General features: G+C 71.7%; 26 protein-coding genes and 1 tRNA gene. 5 read left to right on the top strand and 22 right to left on the bottom strand.

Going from position 1 to position 23,434, the window contains the following annotated elements; all coding sequences use genetic code 11:
* Positions 1-41: 41 nt before the first annotated feature.
* The 15 genes from ACY0I8_RS05025 to ACY0I8_RS04955 all read right to left on the bottom strand — a co-directional run bounded on the left by ACY0I8_RS05025 (position 42) and on the right by ACY0I8_RS04955 (position 13,202).
* Positions 42-896, bottom strand: coding sequence for an NHL repeat-containing protein (locus tag ACY0I8_RS05025; RefSeq protein ID WP_461393863.1), 855 nt, complete (start codon positions 894-896; stop codon positions 42-44).
* Positions 893-1,426, bottom strand: coding sequence for a hypothetical protein (locus ACY0I8_RS05020; RefSeq protein ID WP_461393862.1), 534 nt, complete (start codon positions 1,424-1,426; stop codon positions 893-895). The genes ACY0I8_RS05025 and ACY0I8_RS05020 overlap by 4 nt, the downstream gene beginning before the upstream one ends.
* Positions 1,419-2,345: a tetratricopeptide repeat protein gene (locus ACY0I8_RS05015; protein ID WP_461393861.1), complete on the bottom strand. Its 927-nt coding sequence runs from the start codon at positions 2,343-2,345 to the stop codon at positions 1,419-1,421. The genes ACY0I8_RS05020 and ACY0I8_RS05015 overlap by 8 nt, the downstream gene beginning before the upstream one ends.
* Positions 2,342-3,061: a cytochrome c3 family protein gene (locus ACY0I8_RS05010; RefSeq protein ID WP_461393860.1), complete on the bottom strand. Its 720-nt coding sequence runs from the start codon at positions 3,059-3,061 to the stop codon at positions 2,342-2,344. Before ACY0I8_RS05010 ends, ACY0I8_RS05015 begins: the two co-directional genes overlap by 4 nt.
* Entirely contained in the window at positions 3,048-3,971 is a 924-nt protein-coding gene (locus tag ACY0I8_RS05005) for a hypothetical protein (RefSeq protein ID WP_461393859.1), read from the bottom strand. Before ACY0I8_RS05005 ends, ACY0I8_RS05010 begins: the two co-directional genes overlap by 14 nt.
* Complete coding sequence (locus ACY0I8_RS05000; protein WP_461393858.1) at positions 3,968-4,384, bottom strand: ExbD/TolR family protein; 417 nt, start codon at positions 4,382-4,384, stop codon at positions 3,968-3,970. The genes ACY0I8_RS05005 and ACY0I8_RS05000 overlap by 4 nt, the downstream gene beginning before the upstream one ends.
* Positions 4,374-5,036 carry a MotA/TolQ/ExbB proton channel family protein gene (locus tag ACY0I8_RS04995; RefSeq protein WP_461393857.1) on the bottom strand — a complete coding sequence of 221 codons (663 nt, stop codon included), beginning with the start codon at positions 5,034-5,036 and terminating at the stop codon, positions 4,374-4,376. The genes ACY0I8_RS05000 and ACY0I8_RS04995 overlap by 11 nt, the downstream gene beginning before the upstream one ends.
* A gap of 306 nt (positions 5,037-5,342) precedes the next feature.
* Positions 5,343-6,677 (bottom strand): hypothetical protein, encoded by a 1,335-nt coding sequence (locus ACY0I8_RS04990; protein ID WP_461393856.1) that lies wholly within the window; start codon positions 6,675-6,677, stop codon positions 5,343-5,345.
* 81 nt (positions 6,678-6,758) lie between these two features.
* Positions 6,759-6,835, bottom strand: a tRNA-Pro gene (locus tag ACY0I8_RS04985).
* Between the two features lie 147 nt (positions 6,836-6,982).
* The gene (locus tag ACY0I8_RS04980) at positions 6,983-7,513 is read right to left on the bottom strand and encodes a metallophosphoesterase family protein (RefSeq protein WP_461393855.1); all 531 of its coding nucleotides are present in this window, start codon (positions 7,511-7,513) and stop codon (positions 6,983-6,985) included.
* Positions 7,510-8,433: an NAD(P)/FAD-dependent oxidoreductase gene (locus tag ACY0I8_RS04975; protein WP_461393854.1), complete on the bottom strand. Its 924-nt coding sequence runs from the start codon at positions 8,431-8,433 to the stop codon at positions 7,510-7,512. The genes ACY0I8_RS04980 and ACY0I8_RS04975 overlap by 4 nt, the downstream gene beginning before the upstream one ends.
* 473 nt (positions 8,434-8,906) lie before the next feature.
* A complete protein-coding gene (locus ACY0I8_RS04970) occupies positions 8,907-9,368 on the bottom strand; it encodes a hypothetical protein (protein ID WP_461393853.1) in 462 nt (153 codons plus the stop codon).
* Complete coding sequence (locus ACY0I8_RS04965) at positions 9,283-10,476, bottom strand: mechanosensitive ion channel family protein (RefSeq protein WP_461393852.1); 1,194 nt, start codon at positions 10,474-10,476, stop codon at positions 9,283-9,285. The genes ACY0I8_RS04970 and ACY0I8_RS04965 overlap by 86 nt, the downstream gene beginning before the upstream one ends.
* 375 nt (positions 10,477-10,851) lie before the next feature.
* Positions 10,852-11,253 (bottom strand): 8-oxo-dGTP diphosphatase MutT, encoded by a 402-nt coding sequence (gene mutT, locus ACY0I8_RS04960; RefSeq protein ID WP_461393851.1) that lies wholly within the window; start codon positions 11,251-11,253, stop codon positions 10,852-10,854.
* The gene (locus ACY0I8_RS04955; protein WP_461393850.1) at positions 11,250-13,202 is read right to left on the bottom strand and encodes an acetoacetate--CoA ligase; all 1,953 of its coding nucleotides are present in this window, start codon (positions 13,200-13,202) and stop codon (positions 11,250-11,252) included. Before ACY0I8_RS04955 ends, mutT begins: the two co-directional genes overlap by 4 nt.
* 235 nt (positions 13,203-13,437) lie before the next feature.
* Between ACY0I8_RS04955 and ACY0I8_RS04950 the strand changes: the two genes are divergently transcribed.
* The 5 genes from ACY0I8_RS04950 to ACY0I8_RS04930 all read left to right on the top strand — a co-directional run bounded on the left by ACY0I8_RS04950 (position 13,438) and on the right by ACY0I8_RS04930 (position 17,056).
* Positions 13,438-13,779 (top strand): DUF2023 family protein, encoded by a 342-nt coding sequence (locus tag ACY0I8_RS04950; RefSeq protein WP_461393849.1) that lies wholly within the window; start codon positions 13,438-13,440, stop codon positions 13,777-13,779.
* A 391-nt stretch (positions 13,780-14,170) separates the two neighbouring features.
* The gene (locus tag ACY0I8_RS04945; RefSeq protein WP_461393848.1) at positions 14,171-14,431 is read left to right on the top strand and encodes a FeoA family protein; all 261 of its coding nucleotides are present in this window, start codon (positions 14,171-14,173) and stop codon (positions 14,429-14,431) included.
* Positions 14,428-14,655 carry a FeoA family protein gene (locus tag ACY0I8_RS04940; RefSeq protein ID WP_461393847.1) on the top strand — a complete coding sequence of 76 codons (228 nt, stop codon included), beginning with the start codon at positions 14,428-14,430 and terminating at the stop codon, positions 14,653-14,655. The genes ACY0I8_RS04945 and ACY0I8_RS04940 overlap by 4 nt, the downstream gene beginning before the upstream one ends.
* Entirely contained in the window at positions 14,652-16,883 is a 2,232-nt protein-coding gene (gene feoB, locus ACY0I8_RS04935) for a ferrous iron transport protein B (RefSeq protein WP_461393846.1), read from the top strand. The genes ACY0I8_RS04940 and feoB overlap by 4 nt, the downstream gene beginning before the upstream one ends.
* A gap of 14 nt (positions 16,884-16,897) precedes the next feature.
* Entirely contained in the window at positions 16,898-17,056 is a 159-nt protein-coding gene (locus ACY0I8_RS04930) for a FeoB-associated Cys-rich membrane protein (protein WP_461393845.1), read from the top strand.
* A gap of 13 nt (positions 17,057-17,069) precedes the next feature.
* Here ACY0I8_RS04930 and ACY0I8_RS04925 read toward each other — a convergent pair whose 3' ends face one another.
* The 7 genes from ACY0I8_RS04925 to ACY0I8_RS04895 form a co-directional block, all read right to left on the bottom strand.
* Positions 17,070-17,246, bottom strand: coding sequence for a lipocalin family protein (locus tag ACY0I8_RS04925; RefSeq protein WP_461393875.1), 177 nt, complete (start codon positions 17,244-17,246; stop codon positions 17,070-17,072).
* A 236-nt stretch (positions 17,247-17,482) separates the two neighbouring features.
* Positions 17,483-17,677, bottom strand: a complete 195-nt coding sequence (locus ACY0I8_RS04920) for a hypothetical protein (protein WP_461393844.1) — start codon at positions 17,675-17,677, stop codon at positions 17,483-17,485.
* A 22-nt stretch (positions 17,678-17,699) separates the two neighbouring features.
* Positions 17,700-18,275, bottom strand: coding sequence for an isochorismatase family protein (locus ACY0I8_RS04915; RefSeq protein ID WP_461393843.1), 576 nt, complete (start codon positions 18,273-18,275; stop codon positions 17,700-17,702).
* Positions 18,272-19,381, bottom strand: a complete 1,110-nt coding sequence (locus tag ACY0I8_RS04910; RefSeq protein WP_461393842.1) for an oxidoreductase — start codon at positions 19,379-19,381, stop codon at positions 18,272-18,274. The genes ACY0I8_RS04915 and ACY0I8_RS04910 overlap by 4 nt, the downstream gene beginning before the upstream one ends.
* 141 nt (positions 19,382-19,522) lie before the next feature.
* Positions 19,523-20,902, bottom strand: a complete 1,380-nt coding sequence (locus ACY0I8_RS04905) for a YecA family protein (protein WP_461393841.1) — start codon at positions 20,900-20,902, stop codon at positions 19,523-19,525.
* Entirely contained in the window at positions 20,859-21,872 is a 1,014-nt protein-coding gene (locus ACY0I8_RS04900; RefSeq protein ID WP_461393840.1) for a methyltransferase domain-containing protein, read from the bottom strand. The genes ACY0I8_RS04905 and ACY0I8_RS04900 overlap by 44 nt, the downstream gene beginning before the upstream one ends.
* Positions 21,873-21,933: 61 nt before the next feature.
* On the bottom strand, positions 21,934-23,250 hold the full coding sequence (locus ACY0I8_RS04895; RefSeq protein ID WP_461393839.1) for a PhoH family protein: 1,317 nt from the start codon (positions 23,248-23,250) through the stop codon (positions 21,934-21,936).
* Positions 23,251-23,434: the final 184 nt, after the last annotated feature.

Raw genomic sequence — 23,434 nt, 5'->3', positions numbered from 1 at the left:
CGCTCACAGGGGGATCAGCAGGCCGGGGACGGACCTTCCCGTCAACGGCTGCCCGCCCCGGGAAGCACCTTCCAGACCCGGCCGGCCGAGGCGTCGAGAACCCACAGGCCGTCGCGCCACCGAAGCCGCAGGGGGTCCCCGAACCGCACCGTCCGGCCCTCGCACCGGACTGGACCAGCAGAGCGGCCGGGGTCGAGGAGCACCACGCACCCCGTGACCCCGTCCGACACCCAAACCCGCCCGCTCGGGTCCACCGCCACCCCCGTGGGCCGGGTGAGCCCGGTCCCGCCGAGGTCCACGGGCCCCACCAGGGCGCCCGTCGGGGCGAAGCTCCACACCCCCGGCCCGGCCGGGTCGGTCACATAGGCCTCCCCCGACGGCCCCACGGCCACGGAAAACGGCGCCCGGGCCCGGCCCGCGAGATCGGTCCAGGCCAGGAGCGCCCCGTCGTACGCGAACAGGAACACCCGGGGCGGGTCCCGGTCCACCACCCAGGCGATCCCGTCCCGGGCGTCGAGCCCCACCGGTTCGGCGGGCGGGGGATCGGTCGCCAGGGGAGCCTCCCGGCGGCCGCCGGGGCCGTGGGTGACCAACCGGAACGAGCCCGTCTCCCCCACGAGTGCAACCACAACCCCATCGGGGTCGGCGGCCACGAGCCGCGGCCGACCGTTCTCCACCGGCTCCAGCCCGTCGCCCGTCCGGCCCCGGACGAGCCGGCCCCCCAGGTCCTCCACGGCCCACACCGCCCGGTCCGAGGCCACGGCGAAGGATCGGGGTTGGTCGAGCCGGGGCAGGGGGACCTCCAGGGTCCGGACGGACGCGCCCGGGTCCCCCCCCGCCGCGGCGGCCCAGGCCAAAACCGCCCCGACCAGCGAAAGCAGGCGCCCCGGCCTCACCGGCCGCCCTCCAGCCACCGGAGCACGGCCAGGTCCTCGAGGAGCCGGCGGCGGTACGGATCGTAGAGGCTCGGCCCGGCGAGCCAGGGGCTGCCCCGGCGGTGGCACTCGGTGCACCCCGGCCCCCGGACCCGGAACCGGGCGTCCGGGCCCGGGCGGTCCACCGGCCGCCACCCCTCGGGGCCGCGCACCCCCAAGAACACCCGGCCGTCGGCGCGCCCCGGCACGAGCCGGGGGCCCGAGAGGTGGCACACCCCGCAGTCGAGCCCCACCCGGTGCAGGTTCCAAAACGCCCGCAGCCGGCCGTCGCGGCCGTGGGCGGCGGCCGGGTGGCACCGGGTGCAGTACCCCCCGGGTTCCTCGATCCGGGCCCGGTCGTAGGCGTGGAAGGGGGAACGGAGGACCCGGGCCTCCGGCCGGATCCCCGTAGGGCCGACCGCCCCGGGCCAGCGGGCGAACCCGAGGGCCGCCACAGCCCAGCCGGCGAGGAGGGCGAGCGAAGCGACCCGCCGCACCCAGGCGCTACCCACGGTCCACCCCCAGGGAGGAAAGGAGCTCCCGGGCCCTCGGGGCGGCCGGGCTGAACGGGTCTTGCTCCAGAAACCGCTCCAGGGTCTCCCGGGCGTCGGCGGTGCGCCCGGCCTTGGCGTACACCGCGCCCAGGTTGAACAGCGCCTGGGAGTAGCCCGGGTAGAGGGCCAGGGCCTCCCGGTAGGCCGCCGCGGCCTTGTCCCACCGCCCCTCCCGGGCCGCCTGGTTCCCCCGGGCCAGGAGGTCCTCCACCGAGGGCGGCCGCGGCTCCTCCTCCGCGGGCCGCTCCATCTCCTCCACCCAGGCCGGCCAGGCCCGGGCGGCCAGGGCCCACGGCACTCGGCCCGTGATCCAGGCCGGGTTCCAGGGAAGCTTCTCGGGGGCGAGGAGGGCGAAGTAGAGGTGCCAGCCCAGGGGTAGGAGGAGGCCGAGGCCCAGGGCGCTGTGGAGCCGGGCGGCCCGAACCAGATTCGCCGGCCCCACGCCCTCCACCACACCCCCGGGGTGGGCCACGGCCCACCCCGTGATCCAGAGGCCGAGGAGGCCGATCCAAAACCCCAGGTACCCGAACCGCTCCCGGTGGGAGAATCGGCCCCGGGGCGGCGGTTTCGCCCACGGCAGACACGCCCGCACCAGGTCCGCCAGGTCGCCGGGTCGGGGCACGAGGCCCCACGGGTTTCGGCCCTCGAGCCACCACAGGGCCACCCGCACGAGATGGAGCCCGGCCGCGAGCGCGACCAGGAAGGCCGAGACCCCGTGGAGGAACCCCGGATCCACGGGCCAGCCGGCCCCGAGCGCCGGGGTCTCCAGGGCGGGCCCGGTGGCGAGGGCCCCCAGCACGCCCACGGCGGCCAGGAGGTGCAACCCCCGGTCCACCGGGTCGAGCACCTCCACGCTCCGAGGGCGCGGGCGGGTCACGGCCGCCTCCCCAGGGCGTGGAGCCCCAGCATCAGGGCCACGGCGGCGCCGGCCCACCCCAGGCCCCGGGCCGCCCCGCCCCAGGCCCGGACGTCGGACCTCCGGTCGTGGTCGAAGAGCTCCCGGAACCCCTCCCCCGCGTCCGGATGGCAGGCCGCGGCGCCGCAGGCCTCCCGGGCCTGGGGGCCGGCTTCCACCCCGTGGACCCCGTGACAGGCCGAGCATCCAGGGGCCCGTTCTCCGGCCTCGGCATGGCCGCGCACCCCGAAGGCGCCCGCCGTGTCCGGGTACCGGGCCAGGGGTTCCGTGGCCTGGGGATGGCACCCCTGGCACAACGCGTCCGGATCCTCGGGGAGCCCCCCGCCCCCGTGGCAGGCGAGGCACGGGGGATCGGCCAGGCCGGCGTGGACCCCGGCCTGCTCGGCGGCGGACAGCGCCGCGTGGCTCGCGTCGGGCACGTGGCAGGGGAGATCGCAGCGCACCCGCACCTCGCCGTGGGGAACCCCCTCGGCCCCCTTGTGGCAGTCGGCGCAGGCGAGCCGGCCGTGGACCCCCGAAGCATAGGCTTCGGCGTGAATCCAGAGCTCGCGGCCCGGCGCGTCGAACCCGGCCACGCCGTGGCACTCCAGGCACGGGTCGGGTCCCGCCGCCCTGCCCGCGGCGGCGGACACGAGCGTGACCACCGCCACGATAAGGACCCGGCTACTCGATCTCAAACAGCACGTCCACATGGATCTCGGCCTCGCGCCGGTCGAAGGGCCAGCCGGCCACGGATTCGGTCACGGCCCGGACGAAGGGGGCGTAGAGCTCCCGCTCGTCCGCGGTGGCCGGGGCCTTGAGTTGGGTGCGCACGATCCGGCCCGCGGCGTCGGTCCACACCCGGTACCAGACCCGGCAGATCCCCTTTTGGAGCTCCCGCCGGTGGAACCGAAGGTCCGGGTACGGGATCGGCGGGTGGATCTCCTCGATCCCGGTCGGGGGGTACGACACCACGGTGACCCGGATTCGGGGGTCGAGGTACCCCTCCTCCCCCCCGCCACCCGCTCCGCCCGCCCCCTCGCCCTCTCCGGCCCCCTCGACCCCTCGGCCCCGGGCGGCCTGGCGCTCGGCCAGGGCCTCCCCCCGGGCCTCCAACTCCGCCACCACCGCAGACCACTCGTCAGGCCTGGGCTCGGGCCGGACGTCGGCCGGCGGAGGCGCGGGCGGTTTCGGCTCGGCCCGGCTCTCGGCCACCGGCGCGCCGGGCTTTCGCACCTCGGGCTCGGGGAGGCCGGGCCGGGGCACCGCGCCCGCGGGCGGCCGTTCGGACGGGGCCTCGCGCGCTCGCTCGGCCGCCGGCGCCTTGCGACGCGCCTCGGCCCGGTTCACAGGGGCGGGCGGGGCCTCGGCCGCCCCCGTGCCCGCCCGGGGGGGCGGCTCGGGCCGGGGCGGCGGGGGCGGGGGCGGCACGTAGGGCCGCACCCGGAGCGCCCGGCGCACCCGCGCCTGTTCCAACACCGGCCGGTAGGCCACGTCGGGCCCCCACAGCACCAGGGCATGGATCCCCGCGGCCAGGGCGAGGCCCAGTCCCACCCCGAACCGGTGGAGCCGGGCCTCCCGGGGATCGGATCCGGGAACGGATCTCACCCGCCGCCCTCCGGCTCGGGCGCGGTGGGCAGGGCCACGTCGGTGATGCCGGCCTGGAGGAGCTCGTCCATCACGTCGGCCACCCGTCCGTAGGGCACTCGCCGGTCGCTTCGCACCACCACAGGCCGGCGGGGGTTTCTTCGGCGGGCCTCCGCCACCCGGGCTCCCAGGTCCTCCAAGGCCACCGGTTTGCCGTCCAGGTGCACCGGTCCCTCGGCCGGGATCGTGATCACCACCTCGCGCACCTCCACCGGCTCGCCCACCTTGGTCTCCGGCAGCTCGATCAGAAGGCCCCGGTCCACACTGAACACCGTGGTCAGCATGAAGAAGATGATGAGCAGGAAGGCGATGTCGGCCATGGAGGCCATGGGCACCCCCTCGTCGTCGGCCGGCAGGCGGCGCTTAAATCTCAAGGTACTCGCCTCCGATCTCGTACCGGGCGAGGCTCCGGGCCTGGCGCTCCTCGGCCTCCTCCAGGGCCTCGAGGAACCGGATCGACCCCTCCTCGAGCTCCATCACGAACCGGTTCACCTTGCCCACGAACAGGGCATGGCAGAAAAACGCCGGGATCGCCACGGCCAGGCCGGCCGCCGTGGTGATCAGGGCCTCGGAGATCCCCAGAGCCACGTTGGCCGGGTCGCCCAGGCCCGCCCGCCCCATGGCCTCGAACGCCTTGATCATGCCCGACACCGTGCCGAAGAACCCCACGAGCGGCGCGGTCTTGGCCACGGCCTGGAGGAACACGAGTCCGCGCTCAAGCTTCGCTACCTCCAGGTCGCCCCGGGCCTCGATGGCCTTTTCCACCTCGGTCCGGCCCCGGCGGATCCGCTCGATCCCGGCCGTGAGAATCCGGGCCATGGCCCCCCCGCCCTTGCGGGCGATCTCCAGGGCCTCCTCGTACCGCTGGGCCTCCAGGGCCGCGGCGATCCGCGCCGTGAAGGCCTCGGTGTCGGTGCGGGCCTGGTAGAGCACCAGGAGCCGCTCCACCACCACGGCAAGCCCGGCCACCGAGAGCCCGGCCAGCACCCACATGGCCGGCCCGCCCTTTTGAAACAGTTCCCACATGTACGGATCTCTCCTTTTCAGACGGCTGGGCGGCGAGGCGGCTGAAGCTCTTCGGGACTCCAGCGTCCCTGCCCGGCGCAGCCTGTGGGAGCGGCCTCCAGGCCGCGACACCTGCCCCGGCCGGCCTCTCCGGCCCGGATCGCGGCGGTCACGCCTCTCCCGCAGGCCCCGGCCCCGAGGGGGCTTGCCCCCGCCCAGCCGCCCAGCCGCCCAGCCGCCCAGCCGCCTGCCGCCCAGCCGCCTGCCGCCCAGCCGCCCAGCCGCCTAGCTGCCTAGCTGCCCAGCCGTCCAGCCGCCCAGCCTCCCTCAGTCGTACCGCGCGTGGCAGGGGGTGCAGAGCTCGGCGAAACTCGGCACCCGCCAGGCCTTCTCCTCCCCGGCACCCAGGGCCGCCTCGCCCCGGACCGCGCCCTTCTCGTGGGGGTTGTGGCAGGTGGTGCACACGATCTGGCCCTCGTGGAGCGGAAGCCGCACCCGGTGCCGCTCCTCGTAGGCGTGGAGTTTCTTCTCCATCGGTTCGGGCATCTCCACGAGGTGGTTCACCGTGGGGTGGGGCGCCGGATCGTGGCACCCCATGCACAGTTCCAGGGGAGAGTGGAGAAACGCGAGCGCCCCGGGCCCCTCCTCCCCCGGCCGCTTCCGGTGGCAAAACACGCAACTCGTGCTCACCAGCCGGCCGTCGTCGGTGACCTGGTCGTGGGGGTTCAGTGCCCCCGCCCCGGCCCGGGGATGGCACCGGTAGCAGAACTCCGTGGGGGTCAGATACGGCCCGCCCCGGAGGAACCGGGGATTCCGGGGGTCGATCCGCTCGGTGCAGGGCTCGTCGTGGCAGGTGGAGCAGGTGATCTTTCCCTCGGGCCCGAGGGGGAGATCCTGGAAGTCCATGGGATAGGTGCGTTCGGTGGAGGCCACCCCCACGGGGTGGATCTTCTCGTGGCCCCCGGTGTGACAGCGCACGCACCGCGCCGTGGCGTCGGGATCGAGGAACACCGGCTCGGACCCGGGGGCCGGCTCCCCCGGGTGGCAGGCCCGGCACCCGGCCCGGTTCCCGTGCACGAAGCTCGCCGGGCTTTGGGCGGCGAATCGCAGGTAGGCCTTCCGCACGGCGGACGGCCCCACGTCCTCAGAGTGGAGGTCGTGGCAGGTGAAACACGCGGGCTCCCCGTCTGCGAGCGGGAGCCCGGCCTCCTCCAGATCGGCCGTGGGGTCGGCCGCCCCAAGCACAAGCGGGTGTTCCTCGCTCCCTCCCGGGTGGCACAGCCCGCAGGCGGCCTCGATGCGGTCCGGGCCCGCCGCTCCCCCGTCCAGGGTGCGAAACGTCATCTGCCCGGGCGGGGTCTGGGCCGGATCCTCCAGGTGGCAGAAGAGGCAGGCGATCGCGGTGTGGGGGTTCTTGGGCCGGTTGGCCGGGGCCGGTGCGCCGGCCTCCAGGCGGTTCCGGGCGGCCTGGAGGCCCTGGTCGTCGGGGGCCACCACCACGAAGAACCGAAAGCTCTCGTCCTTGTGGCACACCCGGCAGGTCTTGGGCAGGAGGTCGTGGGCCGGGTCGGACGGCTCCACCAGACGGTACGACACGTCGCTGGCCCGGGCCGGGCCGGCCAGGCAGGCCAGCAAAAACAAGACGGCCAGGGGCGTTCTCATGCGGCGCGGTTCCTCCCGAAACCGAACGTCCGCCGAAACCCCTGGCCTCTTCGCCCGAAACGAAAAACGGCGGGGGAAAGATGGTCGGGACGACTGGATTCGAACCAGCGACCTTCTGCTCCCGAAGCAGACGCGCTACCAGACTGCGCCACGTCCCGACGCTTCCCGCTCACCGTTTCTCCGGCCTCAACCGGAAGGCGGATTCTACCCACAACGCGACTCCCGTTTCAAGCTCCCCTCGGTCTCAACCGCATTCCGCCGCGCCCGTCGCGGGCCCTCCGGCAGCGCCGGCCCCCGAGACAAGCCTACCGGGACTCGCCTGGGGCCCTCCGGACCGGCACGCGAACGTGAAGGACCGTGAGGCCTCCCTCGGTGTCGAGCAGAAGGTACCGGGCCTCGGCCCCGCCCCCGGCCGGCCCCGGGTTGAGGAGCAGCCGGTCCCTCACCTCCCGGGTCAGGGGCTCGTGGGTGTGCCCCACCAGGAGCACCCCGGCCTCCACCAGGGCGAACACCTCATCGAGTTCCCCGTCCGGGGTGCCGGCGTCCAGGGGGCGCCAGGCCTCCCGGGGGTCGGCGTGGCACAGGGCGAGCGCCACGCCGCCGTCCTCCACCCGGATCCAGGCGGGCAGATCCGTGGGGTCGGCTTCCCCCCGCACCCCGACGACGCCGGCCTCCCGAAGCCGGGCCCAGACCACGGCCCCCTCGGGACCGCCCCCCATGTCCCCCAGGTGGAACAGGGCCTCGGCGCCCCGCCGCCGGGCGTCCTCCAGGATCGCCTCCAGGGCGGGGAGGTCGCCGTGGAGGTCGGCGAAGGCCGCGATCCGCACCCCGATCACCGGCCCTTCAGGTGCCGGAGGGCGTCCATGCCGGCCACGGCGCCGTCGCCCACGGCCGTGGCCACCTGGTGGAACCGCCGGCGACGCACGTCGCCCACGGCGTAGACGCCGGGCACGCTCGTCTCGCAGTCCTCCCCGACCACGACGTACCCCGCCTCGTCGAGCTCCAGCACGCCCCGCAGGAAATCGGTGCCCGGCAGTTTTCGGCCCGAGAAGATGAACACCCCGTCCACCGAGAGCTCCCGCTCCCCGCCCGAGGCGCGGTCCTCGATCCGGAGCCCGGTCACCCCCTGGTCGTCACCCCGCACCTCGAGGGGCTTCGCGTTCGGCACCACCTCGACCTTGGGGTGGGCCAGGAGCTCCTGACGCAGCTCGCTCGTGGGTTTGAGATCGGCCGTGGGGATCACGAGGTACAGGGGGTCGGCGAACCGGCTCAGGAAGTGGGCCTCTTCCATGGCCCACTCGCTCGCCCCCACCAGCGCCACGGGCCGTCCCCGGTAGAGGGCGCCGTCGCAGGTGGCGCAGTAGGAGACCCCCCGGCCGAGGTACTCCTCCTCCCCCGGCACCCCGAGCCGCTGCACGAGCCCGGTGGCCACCACCACCACCCGGGCCCGGAACGGGAACCCCGAGACCAACACCTCCTTTTCGTCCCCGTCGACCCGCAGCGCCTCCACCCGGCCGAACTGGATCTCGAGCCCGAACCGGCGGGCCTGCTGCTCCATGCGGTCGATGAGCTCCCGGCCGCTGATCCCCTCGGGGAATCCGGGGTAGTTCTCCACATGGGCCGTCTGGGCGATCTGGCCGCCCAAAAGGGCCTGCTCAAGAAGCAGCGTCTTCCGGCCCGCCCGGGCCAGGTACATCCCCGCGGTGAGGCCCCCGGGCCCACCGCCGATCACGATGGCATCGTAGGCGTCGCTCATGTCGTGTCCCCTCTCCCCCAGTCGGTGGTCTCATTGCCACACTAAAACCAACGGAAGTATTGTCAAAACACCCTCGTCGACACGGAAACCCGCGCGCGGGGGGGGGGCTGGTGGAGAGCCGGGTGCGGCCCCTTACTTCGCCGCGCCCTCACCACGCCCGGATCGCTTTGGAAGATCCGAAACGTCCGCCACCGCCGCCCCGACCTGCCGAGCCGACAACGGCATGGAAAGGCGCGGCGATCGGGTGCCGCACTCGCGCCCGGCCGGAACCAGGCCCCCACCCGCCCCCGGCAATACGTTTGAAGGTATCAATACTCGGGCGGCCAAACGGCCTGCCGGACCGCCAGGCGTGGCTCCTGCAGGAGCCGGACGCCGCAGGCACGGCCGGAAGCAGGCCCCATGCCCTCGCGGTCTCCTTGCGCGCCTCTATTGGCGCCGGGTTCATAGACGGTCCCCCCGGGGACCAGGCGCCCTCACTCCCGCGGGTTCTCGGTCCGGTAGGCGTTGACGAAGGCCCGGGTCAGATCGCGGGCCGCGGCCAGCACCGCGTCGGCCGCCCGTCCGCTCATCTGGGCCAGCACCGCCGACTCCCGCCAGGTGACCGCCCGCACCGGAACGCCCCGGGCCGTGGTCACCGGCTCTTCCAGGGCCAGGTCCACGGCGCAGGCGAACAGGCCCGCCCCCCGCAGCTCAGTGGCCCGGGCGCGAACCACCAGCGCCGCGTCCCCTGCGGCCGGGGCGAGTCCGGCCGCCTCCAGTTCCCCCCGCACCGCCCCGGCCAGGGCCTCCCGGGTGAGCCCCGTCCGCTCGAGGGCCGCCGGCACCTCGGCCGCCGCGACCCGGGGCGGCTCAAGCCCCCGAAGCGCCTGCTCCTGCCCCCGCACCGGTGTCGCCAGGCACAGGAGCGCCGCCGCCAGCGCAAGCCACCGTTCCATGGTCACCCCTCCTCTCGTCCCCCGCCAAGTACACGGTCTGGGTGGGGAACGCGAACTCCACCCCCTCCTCGGCGAACACCCGCTGGATGCCGTGGAGCACCTCGTTTCCGTACCGGAGCGAGGTGGCCCAGTCCGGCAGATGGGCCTGGAACCACACCCGGATCACCTTGGAGTACCGATCGAGCCGGTCCAGATAGATCCAGCACATCTGGGGGTTTACCTCTGGAAGGCCCAGCACGTAGGCCCGGAGCCGCTCGGCCAGGTGCTGGAGCCGGTCGGCCGGCACCTCGTAGGGCACGTCCAGGTCCCACTTGTACATGAATTTGGTGCGGCCGAAGTAGTTCTTGACCGCACCCTTCACGAAGTCGGCGTTGGGGATGGACACGGTGGTCATGTCGGAGAAGAGCTCGAGGTAGGTCCGGAACAGCCCGATCTTGGTGACCGTGCCCGACCACGGGCCGAAGGCGATGAAGTGGCCCTCGTCGAAGATGCCGGTGCCGTAGATGTAGAGCCGGCCCACCAGGTTGGCGAGCGGCTCCTTCACCGCGACCACCAGGGCGATCCCGCCGATCCCGAGGCTCGCCCAGATCGCCTTGAGGTCCACCCCCAGGTTGGAGAGCACCGTGAGGAAGCCCAGGATCCATAGGACCATGTTGGCCACCTCGCGGATCTGCTTCTCCACCCGGGCCACGGTGCGGCGCCGGTCCTCCAGGTCCTCCACCCCGCGGGCCTCGAGCCGGTCCAGGTACGCGCGGGCCCCCACCTCGACCAGCCCCTGCACGAACCGGATCGCGATGGCGAAAAAGAGCACCACCGCCACCACCACCAGAACCCGGTCGATCCAGCCGGAGAAGGGATCGGGGATCCGGAGGTTCGCCTTGGCGAGCCACACCCCGCCCAGCAAGAACAGGTGGACGGCCGGCGAGAGCACCCGGCCCACCAGAAGGTCGTCGAGCCGGGTACGGCTCTTCTCGGCCCACCGGGCCAGATAGCGCTCCAGCACGAACCGGCCCACCCGCCCCAAGACGGCCGCGGCCACAACAATGCCCAAGGCCACCAGGTAGGCGCGCACGGTGTTCCCCAGAACGGATGCGTCCAGCCCCGGCATCGATCTCCTCTCTCCTCCACGGGGGCCCGGTCCTCCGGCGGCCGATCAAAGCACACGGCGGGCCGAGTGCGCAACCGGGCGAGGGGCGTCGGCCGCTCGGGGGCGTTGGCAATACCAACGGAAGCGTTGCCAGATCCCGGGCGTTCACAAGGGAACCGGCGGGTGGGGGGCTGGTGGAGAGCCGGGCGCGGCCCCTCACCTCGCCGCGTCCTCACCAAGCCTGAATCGCCTCGGAAGTTCCGGAACTTCCGCCACCGGCGCCCCGGCCTACCGAGTAGCCGCCGGCATGCGAAGGCGCGGCGATCGGGTGCCGCACTCGCGCCCGGCCGGAGCCAGCCCCCCACCCGCGTGCGGCAACAGCTTCGTAGGCCTCCGTTAGGTCTCGCGACCCTCGACCAGCCGGGCGATCGGAACGTCGGCCTCGGGCATGGGGTAGCGGGGGAGTTCCGGCGGGGTGGCCCAGGCCACGGCCTGGCCGTGGAGCCCCCGGGGCTCGCCCTCGACCAGGCGGCAGGTGTAGGCGGTCATGCGGATGGCGATGTGGGGGTAGCGGTGCTCCACGGTGGCGAGCTCGTCGCCCACCTCGATCCCGATCCCGAGCTCCTCCCGGAGCTCCCGGGCGAGGGCCTGCTCCGGGGTCTCCCCGGGCTCCACCTTGCCCCCCGGGAACTCCCACAGCCCCGCGTGGGCCCCCGAAGGGCGTTGGGCCAGGAGCACCCGCCCGTCGCCGCGGCGTACCACGGCCGCGACGACGGGAACCCAGTCGGTCGGTCTCACGTGGCGAGTTCCGGCAGGTTCTTGAAGTAGTCCAGGGCCTCGGGGTTCGCCAGGGCGTCGCGGTTTTTCACCTCCTCGCCGTGGACGATCTTGGTGACCGCGATCTCCACCTTCTTGCCGTTGAGGGTGCGCGGGATGTCGGGCACCTGGATCACCTTGGCCGGCACGTGGCGCGGGGTGCAGTTGGTGCGGATCTGGGTCTTGATCTTCTTCACCAGCGCCTCGTCCAGGGTGAGCCCGGGCCGGAGCACCACGAACAGGATCACCCGGACGTCGTCCTCCCACTTCTGGCCGATGACCAGGGAGTCCACCACCTCGTCCAGGGCCTCCACCTGCCGGTAGATCTCGGCCGTGCCGATCCGCACCCCGCCCGGGTTCAGGGTCGCGTCGGACCGGCCGTACACGATCACCCCGCCCCGGGGGGTGATCTCGATGTAGTCGCCGTGGCGCCACACCCCGGGGAAGTACCGGAAGTAGGCGTCCAGGTACTTCTCGTTGCCCGGGTCGTTCCAGAAGTAGATCGGCATCGAGGGGAAGGGCGCGGTGCACACGAGTTCGGCCTTCTCGCCGATCACGGGCTTTCCCTCTTCGGTCCAGGCCTCCACCTTCATGCCGAGGCCGCGCTTTTGGATCTCGCCGGCGTACACCGGGTCGATGGGCGAGCCCAGCATAAAGCACGAGATGATGTCGGTGCCGCCGCTGATGGAAGCGAGCTGGAGGTCCTGTTTCACCTCCTGGTACACCCACTCGAACCCGTCCTCGGAGAGCGGCGAACCGGTGGAGCACACGGCCTTGAGGGGGGTGAGGTCGAAGTCCCGGCCGGGGTGCACGTCGGACTTCTGGCACAGGCTGATGTACTTGGCGCTCGTCCCGAACACCGTGAGCTTTTGCTCCTCGGCCATCTTCCACAGGACGTTCATGTCTGGGTAGGCCGGGCTGCCGTCGTAGAGCACCACCTTGGCCCCGACGAACAGGGCGCTCACCAGCCAGTTCCACATCATCCACCCGCAGGTGGTGAAGTAGAAGATCGCGTCACCGGGCTTTAGATCGGTGTGGAGGATGTGCTCCTTGGCGTGCTGGATCAGGGTGCCCCCCGCGCCGTGGACGATGCACTTGGGCACCCCCGTGGTGCCCGAGGAGTACATGATGTACAAGGGGTGGTCGAAGGGGAGTTGGGCGAACTCCACCTCGGCCGCGTCGTTCGCCAGCGCGTCGGCCCAGAGCACCCCCTTTCCGCCCAGCACCGAAAGGTCGGGCGAGTCCGAGACGAACGGGACCACCACGATCCGCTCCACCGCCGGAATCTCCCGGGCCACCTCGGCCACCCGTCCCAGGGAGTCGAAGGCCTTCCCGTTGTAGAAGTACCCGTCGCAGGTCACGAGCACCTTGGGCTCGATCTGGCCGAACCGGTCCATCACCCCCTTGAACCCGAAGTCCGGGCTGCACGAGGACCAGATCGCGCCCATGCTGGTGGCCGCCAGCATGGCCACCACGGTCTCGATCCGGTTCGGCATGAACCCGGCGACCCGGTCGCCCTCCTTCACCCCGGCCTCCTTGAGGAACCGGGCCATCTTGGCCACCAGCCCGTACAGCTCGGCGTAGGTGACCCGGGAGTGCTCCTCGCCGCCCTCGCGCACGAACACCAGGGCCGGCCGGTCGTCCCGGTGCCGGAGCAGGTTCTCCGCGAAATTAAGCCGGGCCCCCCGGAACCACTTGGCCCCGGGCATCACGGGGTTTTCGAGCACCGCCTCGTAGGGGGTGGAGTGCCGGATGCCCACGAACTTCCACACGCTCTCCCAGAACGCCGGGATCTCCCGGATCGACCAGTCGTAGAGGTCGTCGTAGGTCTTGAGGTCGAGCCCGTGCTGCTCGTTCACCCAGCGGATGAACCGGGTCAGGTTCGCCTGCTCGATGCGCTCGGGCGACGGGGTCCACAGGAGCTTGGCCATGGCGAGATTCCTCCTCTCTTCGAAATGGCGAAACCGACCTTCGAATCCGTCCCGATAAACGAAGTTTGACCATAACCAAACCACCGGTGGGGAGCAAGGGGTCCGAACCCGTGGCGGGCCGCGTTTCCCCCAGCTTGGTTCCCGCACTGCTCCCCCGGGGGTTGACACCCCCCGGCCGCCCCCTGTATCTGATTTTGCCTCTTACTTGCAATATCGTCATGCGGGAGGGAAGGGCATGAAGGTCTTCTGCCACCACGTCTATGAGTACAAAAAGGGCCTCCGGAACCTGGTGCTGCACACCACCCGCGGGGCCCACCGACCCGAAATCGAGGAGAAGCTCACCCGCGAAGGCATCCCGTACCTCATCCACCCCCTGGGCAACGGGAACATCAACGTGTTCTTCGGAAACGAGCTCTGCATCGAGGTCGTGCGCCGGATCGCCGACAAGCGGCTCTCGGATCTTACCGATGAGGAGGACTTCATCCTGGGGATCATGCTCGGGTACGACCGGCTCCAGCAGTGCGCCCGGTACCTCAAGCGAAAGCGCAAAGAAGACGTGGGCGAACTGGCGGGCTGATCCTGCGCCGCGAAGGAGGAGCCGGATGTGCCTGGCTGTGATCGGGGGGATGAAACGGCTCGAGGCCCGCTACAGGGAGGTGGGCGAGGCGAGGTAAGGGGCCGCACCCGGCGCTCCACCAGCCCCCCACCCGCGGGTTTCCGCAGCAACGACGGGGATCTGGCAATATTTTCGTTGGTCTTAGTAGGGGCGAGCCCGTCTGGGGCCCCGAGTCTTGCCCTTCCACCCCGCCTCCGGTCGGGAACAAACCCCCTTTTCCTCCATTGCCGAACTCAATATTCCTTGACACCGGCGCCCCGGATCGGATATACGCAGCTGCAAGCCATTTGCAATTGCAGAACCAAGGGGTGGCTCTGCCCCCCGTTCGCCAAACCCGACGAGGAGAGTTCCCATGTTCCCACTGGCACTTCTGAGCCCCGGAGACCGCGCGCGGATCTCGCGGTTGGCGCCGCCCCCCACCGGCACGTCCTCGTCCGCCGATCGCACGCCCCCTTGGCACCGCCTGGAGAGCATGGGCCTTCGGGTCGGGGCCGAGGTGGAGGTGGTGTCCGGCGGCCGCAGCGACGCGCTGCTCCTCCGGGTGGACGAGACCCGCATCGCGCTCGGGCGCGGGGTGGCCATGCGAATCTTTGTCGAGAGGAGGCCGACATGAGGCTGAGCGATCTGAAACCCGGGCAGCGGGCCCGCATCGTGGCGATTGGCGCCGTCGGGCCCCTGCGCCGGCGGCTCATGGACATGGGGGTGATCGCCGGGGAGGAGCTTGCGGTCAAGAAGATCGCGCCCCTCGGGGATCCCATCGAGATCACGGTCAAGCGCTACCAGCTGTCGTTGCGGAAAAAGGAAGCCAGCGAAATCACGGTGGAGGTGATTCCATGAGCGCCCTTGGAAACGCCGCCCGGGCAGAGGACGACCGGGTCGTCCCCGTGCCCGAGCGTCCCATCGTGGTGGCCGTGGCCGGCAACCCCAACGCCGGCAAATCGACCCTGATCAACGCGGTCGCGGGCACCCGGCTCCACGTGGGCAACTGGCCCGGGGTGACCGTGGAGAAGAAAGAGGCCGAGTTCGAGTTCGCCGGCCGGCGCGTCCGGCTCGTGGACCTGCCCGGCACGTACTCGCTCTCGCCCTACTCCCTCGAGGAGGTGATCGCCCGGGACTACCTCGTCACCCAGCGGCCCGACGTGGTGGTGAACGTGGTGGACGCGACGAATCTCGAGCGGAACCTCTACCTCACGGTCCAGCTCCTGGAGCTCGGGATCCCGGTCGTCATCGCCCTCAACGTGTTTGACGAGGCGGAGGCCAAGGGGTTTCAGATCGACCTCGCCGCCATGGAAGAACGGCTCGGGGTGCGGGTGGTGCCCACGGTGGCGACCCGCAAGCGCGGGGTGAGCGAGCTCATGGAGGCCGTGCTCGCCGCGGCCTCCGACCCCAACGCGAACAAGCCCCGGCAGCTTTCGTACGGCCCGGACTTCGAGGAGGCCGAAAGGGAGGTCGCCGCCCGCCTTCGCGACCATCTGCCCGGGCAGGCCGAGCAGTACCCGGAGCGGTGGCTCGCCCTCAAGGTGATCGAGTCGGACCAGGACGTGCTCGAAAAACTCGCGCTTTCCCCTGACGTCCCCTGGCTCGGCGAGCCCCTGGAGCACCTCAAGAAGGCCCACGGCGAGGACCTGGAGGGGCTCGTGGCCGAGGCCCGGTACTCCCTGGCTGCCGGGCTCACCCAGGAGGTCCTAAAGCGGCCGGGGCTCCGGCGGGCCGACCTCACCGAGCGGATCGACCGGGTGGTCCTGAACCGGTTCCTGGGCCTCCCGATCTTCCTTGCCGCCATGTGGTTCGTGTTCAAGCTCACCTTCGACGTGTCCACCCCGTTTGCCGACTGGCTCGACGGGGTGCTGGCCGGCCCGGCCCGGCGGTGGGTGGAGGCCGGCCTCCAGGCGGTGGGGGCGCCCGACTGGACGGCGTCGTTGGCCCTCGACGGCATCTTGGCGGGTGTGGGTTTCGTGCTCGTGTTCGTGCCCGTCATCTTCGCCATGATGTTCTTCATCACGTTCCTCGAGGGGAGCGGCTACATGGCCCGGGCGGCGTTCGTGATGGACCGGGCCATGCACGCGATCGGCCTGCACGGCAAATCGTTCATCCCGCTGCTTCTGGGGTTCGGCTGCAACGTGCCCGCCATCTACGCCACCCGCACCCTCGACAGCGAGCGGGACAAGGCGCTGACCGCCCTGCTGGTGCCCCTCATGTCGTGCGGGGCCCGGCTTCCCGTGTACGTCGTGTTCGCGGCCGCGTTCTTTCCGGCGAACGCGGGCACGGTGATCTGGTCGCTCTACGTTCTCGGCATCGGGCTCGCGATCCTGATGGGTCTCGTGTTCAAGCGCACCCTGTTCCGTGGGCAGGCCCCGGTGTTCATCATGGAGCTTCCGCCGTACCGGATCCCCACCTGGCAGAGCCTCCTCATCCACACCTGGGAGAAGAGCAAACACTTCCTGCTCAAGGCGGGCACCTACATCCTGGCGGTATCGGTGTTCGTGTGGTTCTTGCTGAACCTCCCCTGGGGCGTGGAACACAAGCGCGACTCCTACCTGGGCCGGGCCGGGGCCGCGGTGGCCCCCGTGCTGGAACCCCTGGGATTCGGCACCTGGGAGGCGGCCTCGGCGCTCATCACCGGGGTCATCGCCAAGGAGATCGTGGTGGGGACCATGGGCGAGATCTACGCCCCCACGGCCTTTGCCGAGGAGGCGGGCGACGAACCCGCCCCCACTCTGGCCGAGGATCTCAAGGAGATCGGCACCTCCTTCGTGGACGCCGTCGTGGCGGCCGGCCAGAACGTGGTGTCCACCCTCGGGGTGGTGAGCCTCGCGGCCGAACCCGAGGACGAGGGATCGCCGCTCATCCGGGCCGTCCGCAACGCGTTCACCCCGCTGAGCGCCTACGCCTTCATGGCGTTCGTGCTCCTCTACATGCCCTGCGTGGTGGTCGCCATCGCCATGCGCCACGAGTTCGGAACCTGGAAGTGGTTCGGGATCGCGTTCGCGTACCAGACGGCGCTCGCCTGGCTCGCCGCCTTCGTCATCTACCAGGGCGGCAGGCTGCTCGGGCTCGGTGGCTGAGGAGGAGTCGAGAAATGACCGCGGTGGACATCGCCTGGATGATCCCGATCCTCGCCGGGGCCGGGTACCTGTTCTATCGATCCGTTTGGAAGAAGCGCGGCCATTGCCAGGGCTGCGACGGGGGCGGTTGCGGGGCGGCCCGGAGGGGCTCATCCGGCCGGCCGGGCTGTTGAGCCCGGCCTGGCCTCACGGCTGGGCCGTGCGGACCAGCCGGTCCGGGTCGAACCCGAGGGCCCGCACCCGGCCGAGGAGCCGCTCGTAGAGGGCCTCGTCCATGCGGGGGCTGCGGCTCAAGACCCACAGGTACTCCCGCGAGGGGGAACCCACGAGGGCGTACTCGTAGTCCTCCCCGAGATCGAGGATCCACTAGTGGTCCGTTTCATAAAAAGGTATGCAAATTGAGGAGCTGGGGCTGGGGGTTCCGACGAAGCGCGACGGCCGAGCAGCGCGGGCCGCCCGGCGCCAGGGCAGCGGCCGCGGCGCGTGCCCTCACGCGCCGCAGCGGACCGCGCCGAGGCGGCCCCTGCGAGGCCGTTCAGCGAAGGAGGGGCCCCCAGCCCCAGCCCTGGGGAAAACTACGGGATTTCGGGAACGCTTCACTAGGCGGCCCGGAAGGGCCAGAAAAAGCTCTCCTTGAGCTTGGCGGGCTCGGACGGGTCGGGCGCCCGGGCCCGGCGCCAGTTTCCCTCCGGACCCCGGCGGCACTCGTTCACGACCTCGACCACGCCGTCGGCCCGCAGTCTCACCTTCCGCGCCGTGTTCTCCGAGCTCAGGTACCGCACCCTCCCGAACACCGACCGCTCCGGGCCCGTGGGATCATCGGCTGGCCACCCGGGCCTTGAGGCGGGGCAGGACGCGGGGAAACGCGGGGTGGTCCCGGCCGCCCAGGAGCGCAAAGAGGAGGGTCTCGGTGGACAGGGGAACGGCGCCGGCCCGAAGGAGGAGCTCCCGGCCCACCCGCCGGTCCCGTGGGTCCCGGGAGAACACGGCGTCGTCGAGGAACCCCGCCCGGCGGCCCCGCTCCAGGAGCCCCAGGGCGGTCTGGAGCACGCACACGTGGGTTTCGATCCCCAGAAGGACCACCCATCCGGTGCCAAGGGCCTCCAGCGCCCCCCACGCGCCGGCGTCGCGGGTGGCGTCGTACCACGCCTTGGCCGCTACCCGCGCGCGGGGCGCCGCGGCCGCGACCTCGGGGTGGGTGGGCCCGAACCGGTCCGGATCGAGTTCGAGCAGCAGGGTGGGAAGCTCCAGGGGCTCCAGGAGCCGGAGCGCCCCGGCCACGGCCGCGACCACCCGCTCGGCCCGCCGGGGCGGGTAGGCCTTGAGGAGCCCGGGCTGGACGTCCACCACCGCGAGCCCCACGTCTCCCGGCGGCGGGAGGGGCCGGGTCATCCCTCGTCCTTCTCCCGCACGACGCAGCGCACGCCCTCCCCCTTCCACCCCGGGCCGAAGCAGCCGTTACAGCTCACGCACCGGGCCGGCGCCCGGTCGCCCGAGGCCCAGCGGTTCGGGAGGTCGGGCTCCCAAATGAGCGGCCGCGACAGGCTAAACAGGTCGGCCACCCCCTCCAGGAGCAGGTTCTCCAGGGTCTCGATCCGCCGCAGGCCCCCCACCGTGGCCACGGGGCAGCCCACCCGTCGCTTCACCGCGGCCGCGAGGTCCCGGAGGTAGGCCTCCCCCTCCCCGGGCTTCACCTTGGCCCGGGCCGGCCCGCGGTCGCCCGAGGCCGGGGTGCCGCCGCTCACCTCGATGAACGCGACGCCGCGCTGGGCCAGCCACTCCGCCACCTGGGCCGCCTCGTCGATCTCGAGACCCCGGTCCACGAAGTCGCAGCCGTTCAGTTTGACGGCCAGTGGGAAGTCGGGCCCGGCCACCCCCTGCACGGCGGCCACGATCTCCTCCAGGAACCGGAACCGGTTCCGCAGGGTGCCCCCGTAGGCGTCGGTGCGCTGGTTCGTCCCGGGCGACAGGAACTGGTTGATCAGGTACCCGTGGGCCGCGTGGAGCTGGACGAAGTCGAACCCCGCCTCCCGCACCCGGCGGGCCGCCCGGGCGAAGTCGCCGACGACCCGGGCGATCTGCTCGGCCGACATCTCCCGGGGCATCTCGGGGAACTGGGGGTGGTCCACGAAGGAGGGGGCAATGGGGGTCAGGCCCCCGATCCAGTCCGACCGGGTCTGGCCCCCCGCGTGGACGATCTGCACCCCGGCCAGCGCCCCGCCCTCGTGGATGGCCCGGGCGATCCGGGCGAGACCCGCCACGTGGCCGTCGTCCCACACCCCGAGCATGCGCGGCGCCTGGCGCCCCTCGGGGCTCACGGCCGCGTACCCGGTGATCACGACGCCGGCGCCGCCCCGGCCGAGCTCGGCGTAGCGCTCCACCAGGGCGTCGGTGGCGCGGTTGTCCTCGTCGGCGAGCCCGAGCCAGGTGGCCGAGCGCACGATGCGGTTGCGGGCCGTCAAGGGCCCGATCTGGACGGGTTCGAAGATGTCGTACATGGCGAAATCCTTTCGAAAAGGCTAGAAAGCTAGAAGGCTGGAAAGCTGGGAGGCCAAGGCTCCCTACCCCTCGCCCGTTCCGTCTTCGCGCAAGGGAGTGTTCACGCGGTTGAGCACCCCAGCCGAAACACCCCCAATCTATCAAGTTCCCGGCGGCTCGAGCCCGAGCGTCTTCCAGAGAAACCCGAGATCGAGGGGCCGCCCCCCTTGGCGGCGCGCCCGCTGGGCTTCCCCCTCCATGATGGTCTTCAGCAGGGCCTCCACCTGTTCTCGCCCTTTGGCCGTGCGCACGGCCTCCCTTGGGGTCTTACCGCCCAGCGCCGGGAGCGGGTGGTCGGGCCAGGCCTCGTAGTGCTCGCGCAACACGCGCCGGATCGCTTCGTCGGCTTCCGGAGCCATCGGCCCGGGTATACGGGGGCCGACCGACGCCGCGCCCTGCCCCATCGCCCCAACCGGATCCTGGACGATCCGCCCCAAGTGCGTCGTGAGATCCCCCGCCACCTCGGCGACCCACTCGCGCGCAGCATCGGCCCGGCCGAGGGTTCGGGCTTCCACGACCAGCACGTCCCCCCGTTCGAGACGCAGGGCCGCCCGGATCCGCCTCGTCTCGTCCTCGGGCCGGCCGTCCACCCAGGCCCAGCCCTCTTTCCGATCGCCGACCACGTCCGGCCGGGCCTCGATCCGCGTTGCCAGGGCCTTCCGGTCCGATACCCGGTAGCGGTCCGTCACGAACTGAATCGGCTCGCCGGTCTCCACATCCGCGCACACCAAGGTCTCGGGCCGAACCGCCCGAAGGAGCAGGGGCACCCACCCCGCCACCGCGGCCCGGCGAACCGTGCGGCCCACGTCCTTCTGGCGCCCACGCCGGAGCCTGCGCCTCACGTCCTCGAGCACGAGGTGCCCTTCGTCCGGCCTGAAATGGTACAGGCCACCGGAGAAAACGAGATCCTCCCCACACCGCACAATGCGGGCCGCGAGCACGGTCCAGCGAGCCAGGCTTTCCGAGCCGGAGCGTTCCACCACCCAGACGGGCGGGGAATCGGGCATGAGCAGGTCCTTCACTCGCACGCCATCTCCGGGCTTGACCTCCACCACCTCGTAGAGGCCCATGGGGGCGTCCCGGAGGAGTTCGAGCCACGCGCGCTCCTCGGCCTCGAGGAGGAGCCCCCCCGGTTCCAGGGCGAGGTCGAGAACCCGCCGCTTCCGGGAACCCACCCGGATCTCGGCCTCGGTGGCCAGCCAGTCGCCGATGTTCCGGTCGAGCATGTCCCGCAGACCCGGCGGAAGCCGACCGAGATCCTTGAGGTCCTCGGCATCGAGCTCCCCGAAGTAGTCCTTCGAGATGGCGTCCTCGATCTCCGGTCCATAGTGCCATGCCGCCCAGTCCAAAAACTTCCGGGTCGCCTCGGCCGCCCGTGCGGAGCGCAACCGAGCGGCCTCGTGGCGCCCCGCACAGCAGCGCTTGTATTTGCGCCCGCTACCGCAGGGACATGGGGCGTTTCGGCCGACGGGGTTTCTCATGATTCCCTTCCCCCTCCGCGGTCAACAGGAGGCCCTGGTACTCGGCGATGTGCTCGCAGAACTCCCGGACGGCCTCGGCGGTTTCCGACAGGGTGACCCCGGTGCGGGCCATGAACCGGAGGCCCTCGTCCCGCCGCAGGCCCACCACCTCGGCCAGGTGGAACCGCCGCACCCGAAACCCGAGGGCCCGGGCCGCGGCCTCCAGGTGGCCGAACCGGACCGTGTACTCGTCGTGGTCCTTGAGGGGCACCCGCCGGGGGTACCCGTCGCCCTCCGGCACCGGCAGGAACCCGTAAGGGTCGGGAAGCCGGACGTCCGAGCTGTGCTCCGTGAGGAACACGGCCCGGGCCTTGCCGGCCAGGGCCTCCAGGAACTCCACCGCCCCCAGGTTGAACGCGAGGGTCTCCGGGGCGTCCGAAAGGTCGATCCCGTAGCGCCGGACCCGCTCGGCCACGGCGGCCGTGACCGGGTCGGCCGGCTCCCCGGCCCCGGCCGCGAGCACCCGGTCGCGCCGGAGGCCCACCGCGGTGGGGAAGTCCCCCACGATCTCGTTGGCGATCACCAGATCCACGGGCCGGGCCAGGCCCGCGAGGTAAGCCCGGGCGTCCGCCTCCACGAAGGCCGCCCCCGGAAGCCTCCCGAGCCTCCGGCGCTGCTCCGCCAGGAACCGGGGGCTCAGGTCCACCATCGTGACCCGACGGGGCGGCCACTCCCGCGAGAACGCCTCCATCAGGGTGCCGTACCCGCCCCCCACCTCCACCACCTGGCCGGGCCCCTCCCACCCCAGACGGGCGCGCAGAAACCGGGCCACCAGGGCGCCGTAGGGCAGGCGTTCCTCCAGGGCCGCGGCGTAGGGCCCGGCCGGGTCGGCCAGGCTCTGGCACACCGTAAGCTCCCAGAAGAGGCTCGGGTGCTCCCCCCGGTAAAACCCCTCGGTGCGGTTCAGGCGGGGGTCGGCCGCAGGTCCCATGGCCGGTCCGCGCGGGTCCGCCAAGATAATCCCGAAAGCCGCCGGTGCAACCCCGCGCCGCTCACAGCACGTTGGCCGCGAGCTCGGCCAGCGGGCTTCGCTCGCCCTTCTCCAGGGTCACGTGGGCCGCGATGGACTGGTTCTTGAACCGCTCCACGCAGTAGCTCAGGCCGTTGGAGGTGGAGTCGATGTACGGGTTGTCGATCTGGTACGGGTCGCCCGTGAGCACGATCTTGGTGCCCTCCCCGGCCCGGGTGATGATGGTCTTGATCTCGTGGGGCGTGAGGTTCTGGGCCTCGTCCACGATCATGTACTGGTACGGGATCGAACGGCCCCGGATGTAGGTCAGGGGCTCCAGCGACATGAGCCCCATGTCGATGAGCTCCTGGTACCCCCGCCGGCGCCGGCCCTCCCGGTCCTCCACCCCCGCGAACAGGAAGTCCACGTTGTCGAAGATGGGCTGCATCCAGGGCCGGAGCTTCTCCTGCACGTCCCCCGGCAAGAACCCGATGTCCCGGCCCATGGGGAAGATCGGCCGGGACACGAGGAGCCGCTTGTACACCTGCTCCTCGATGCTCTTCTGGAGCCCGGCCGCGATGGCCAGGAGCGTCTTCCCCGTCCCGGCCTTCCCCACCAGGGTCACGAGCTGGATCCGCTCGTCCAGGAGGGCGTCGAGGGCGTAGCGCTGCTCCCGGTTCCGCGGGTGCACGCCCCACACCCCCTCCTTGGGCACCCGCAGGGGCTCCACCTTGCCCGACTCGGCCCGGTACCGGCCGAGCCCCGCGTGCTGGGGATTCGTCTCGTCCCGGAGCCACACGTACTGGTTGTCGAAGAGCTCGGCCTCCACCGCGACCCCGTGCTCTTGGAAGAACCGGTTCACCGTGCCGGCGGGTACCGAGAGCTCGGCCGTCCCGGTATAGAGCTCCTCGAGCCGCACCTTGCCCCGCTCGTAGTCCTCGGCCCGGATCCCCAGGGCGTTGGCCTTGATCCGGAGGTTGGTGTCCTTGGTCACGAACACCACGGGAAGCGTTTCCATCTCCTTGAGCGCCAGGCACACGGCCAGGATCCGGTTGTCGCCCTTGCCCGCGGCAAGCTCCGGGGGCAGCCGGTCGGCGTACTCCAGCCCGAACATGACCCGCACGGCGCCGCCGTGCTCGTTGGGGATGCCGGCTTTCAGGTCCCCCTTGGTGCGCAGGGCATCGAGGTACCGGGACACGTGCCGGGCGTTCCGGCCGATCTCGTCCAGGTTCTTCTTGAACCGGTCGATCTCCTCGATCACCGTGATCGGGATGTTGACCACGTTGTCCTCGAAGGCGTTCAGGGCCTCGGGGTCGTGGAGGAGCACGTTGGTGTCGAGCACGTAGTTCTTCTTCGCCATGGGGGATCCTTTGAGAGGCTGGAAGACGGGAAGACTGCTCTGCTCCGCTCCGCAGATGTATCCGTTCCGTGCGTGGGGCGGGAGGCTCCGACGAAGCGCGACGGCCGAGCAGCCCGGGCCGCCCGGCGCCAGGGGAGCGGCCGCGGCGCGTGCCCTCACGCGCCGCAGCGGACCGCGCCGAGGC

The sequence above is a fragment of the Deferrisoma sp. genome, from assembly GCF_054681715.1.
This window is presented reverse-complemented; position numbering and strand designations above follow the sequence as displayed.

Coding starts and splice junctions, on each gene's coding strand:
- ACY0I8_RS04915 (WP_461393843.1), bottom strand. CDS start 18,275: ATGACCCGGCCCCTCCCGCCGCCGGGAGACGTGGGGCTCGCGGTGGTG.
- ACY0I8_RS04910 (WP_461393842.1), bottom strand. CDS start 19,381: ATGTACGACATCTTCGAACCCGTCCAGATCGGGCCCTTGACGGCCCGC.
- ACY0I8_RS04930 (WP_461393845.1), top strand. CDS start 16,898: ATGACCGCGGTGGACATCGCCTGGATGATCCCGATCCTCGCCGGGGCC.
- ACY0I8_RS04975 (WP_461393854.1), bottom strand. CDS start 8,433: ATGAGCGACGCCTACGATGCCATCGTGATCGGCGGTGGGCCCGGGGGC.
- ACY0I8_RS04990 (WP_461393856.1), bottom strand. CDS start 6,677: ATGAGAACGCCCCTGGCCGTCTTGTTTTTGCTGGCCTGCCTGGCCGGC.
- ACY0I8_RS04905 (WP_461393841.1), bottom strand. CDS start 20,902: ATGAGAAACCCCGTCGGCCGAAACGCCCCATGTCCCTGCGGTAGCGGG.
- ACY0I8_RS04995 (WP_461393857.1), bottom strand. CDS start 5,036: ATGTGGGAACTGTTTCAAAAGGGCGGGCCGGCCATGTGGGTGCTGGCC.
- feoB (WP_461393846.1), top strand. CDS start 14,652: ATGAGCGCCCTTGGAAACGCCGCCCGGGCAGAGGACGACCGGGTCGTC.
- ACY0I8_RS04950 (WP_461393849.1), top strand. CDS start 13,438: ATGAAGGTCTTCTGCCACCACGTCTATGAGTACAAAAAGGGCCTCCGG.
- ACY0I8_RS04945 (WP_461393848.1), top strand. CDS start 14,171: ATGTTCCCACTGGCACTTCTGAGCCCCGGAGACCGCGCGCGGATCTCG.
- ACY0I8_RS04895 (WP_461393839.1), bottom strand. CDS start 23,250: ATGGCGAAGAAGAACTACGTGCTCGACACCAACGTGCTCCTCCACGAC.
- ACY0I8_RS04970 (WP_461393853.1), bottom strand. CDS start 9,368: ATGGAACGGTGGCTTGCGCTGGCGGCGGCGCTCCTGTGCCTGGCGACA.
- ACY0I8_RS04940 (WP_461393847.1), top strand. CDS start 14,428: ATGAGGCTGAGCGATCTGAAACCCGGGCAGCGGGCCCGCATCGTGGCG.
- ACY0I8_RS04955 (WP_461393850.1), bottom strand. CDS start 13,202: ATGGCCAAGCTCCTGTGGACCCCGTCGCCCGAGCGCATCGAGCAGGCG.
- ACY0I8_RS04965 (WP_461393852.1), bottom strand. CDS start 10,476: ATGCCGGGGCTGGACGCATCCGTTCTGGGGAACACCGTGCGCGCCTAC.
- ACY0I8_RS04900 (WP_461393840.1), bottom strand. CDS start 21,872: ATGGGACCTGCGGCCGACCCCCGCCTGAACCGCACCGAGGGGTTTTAC.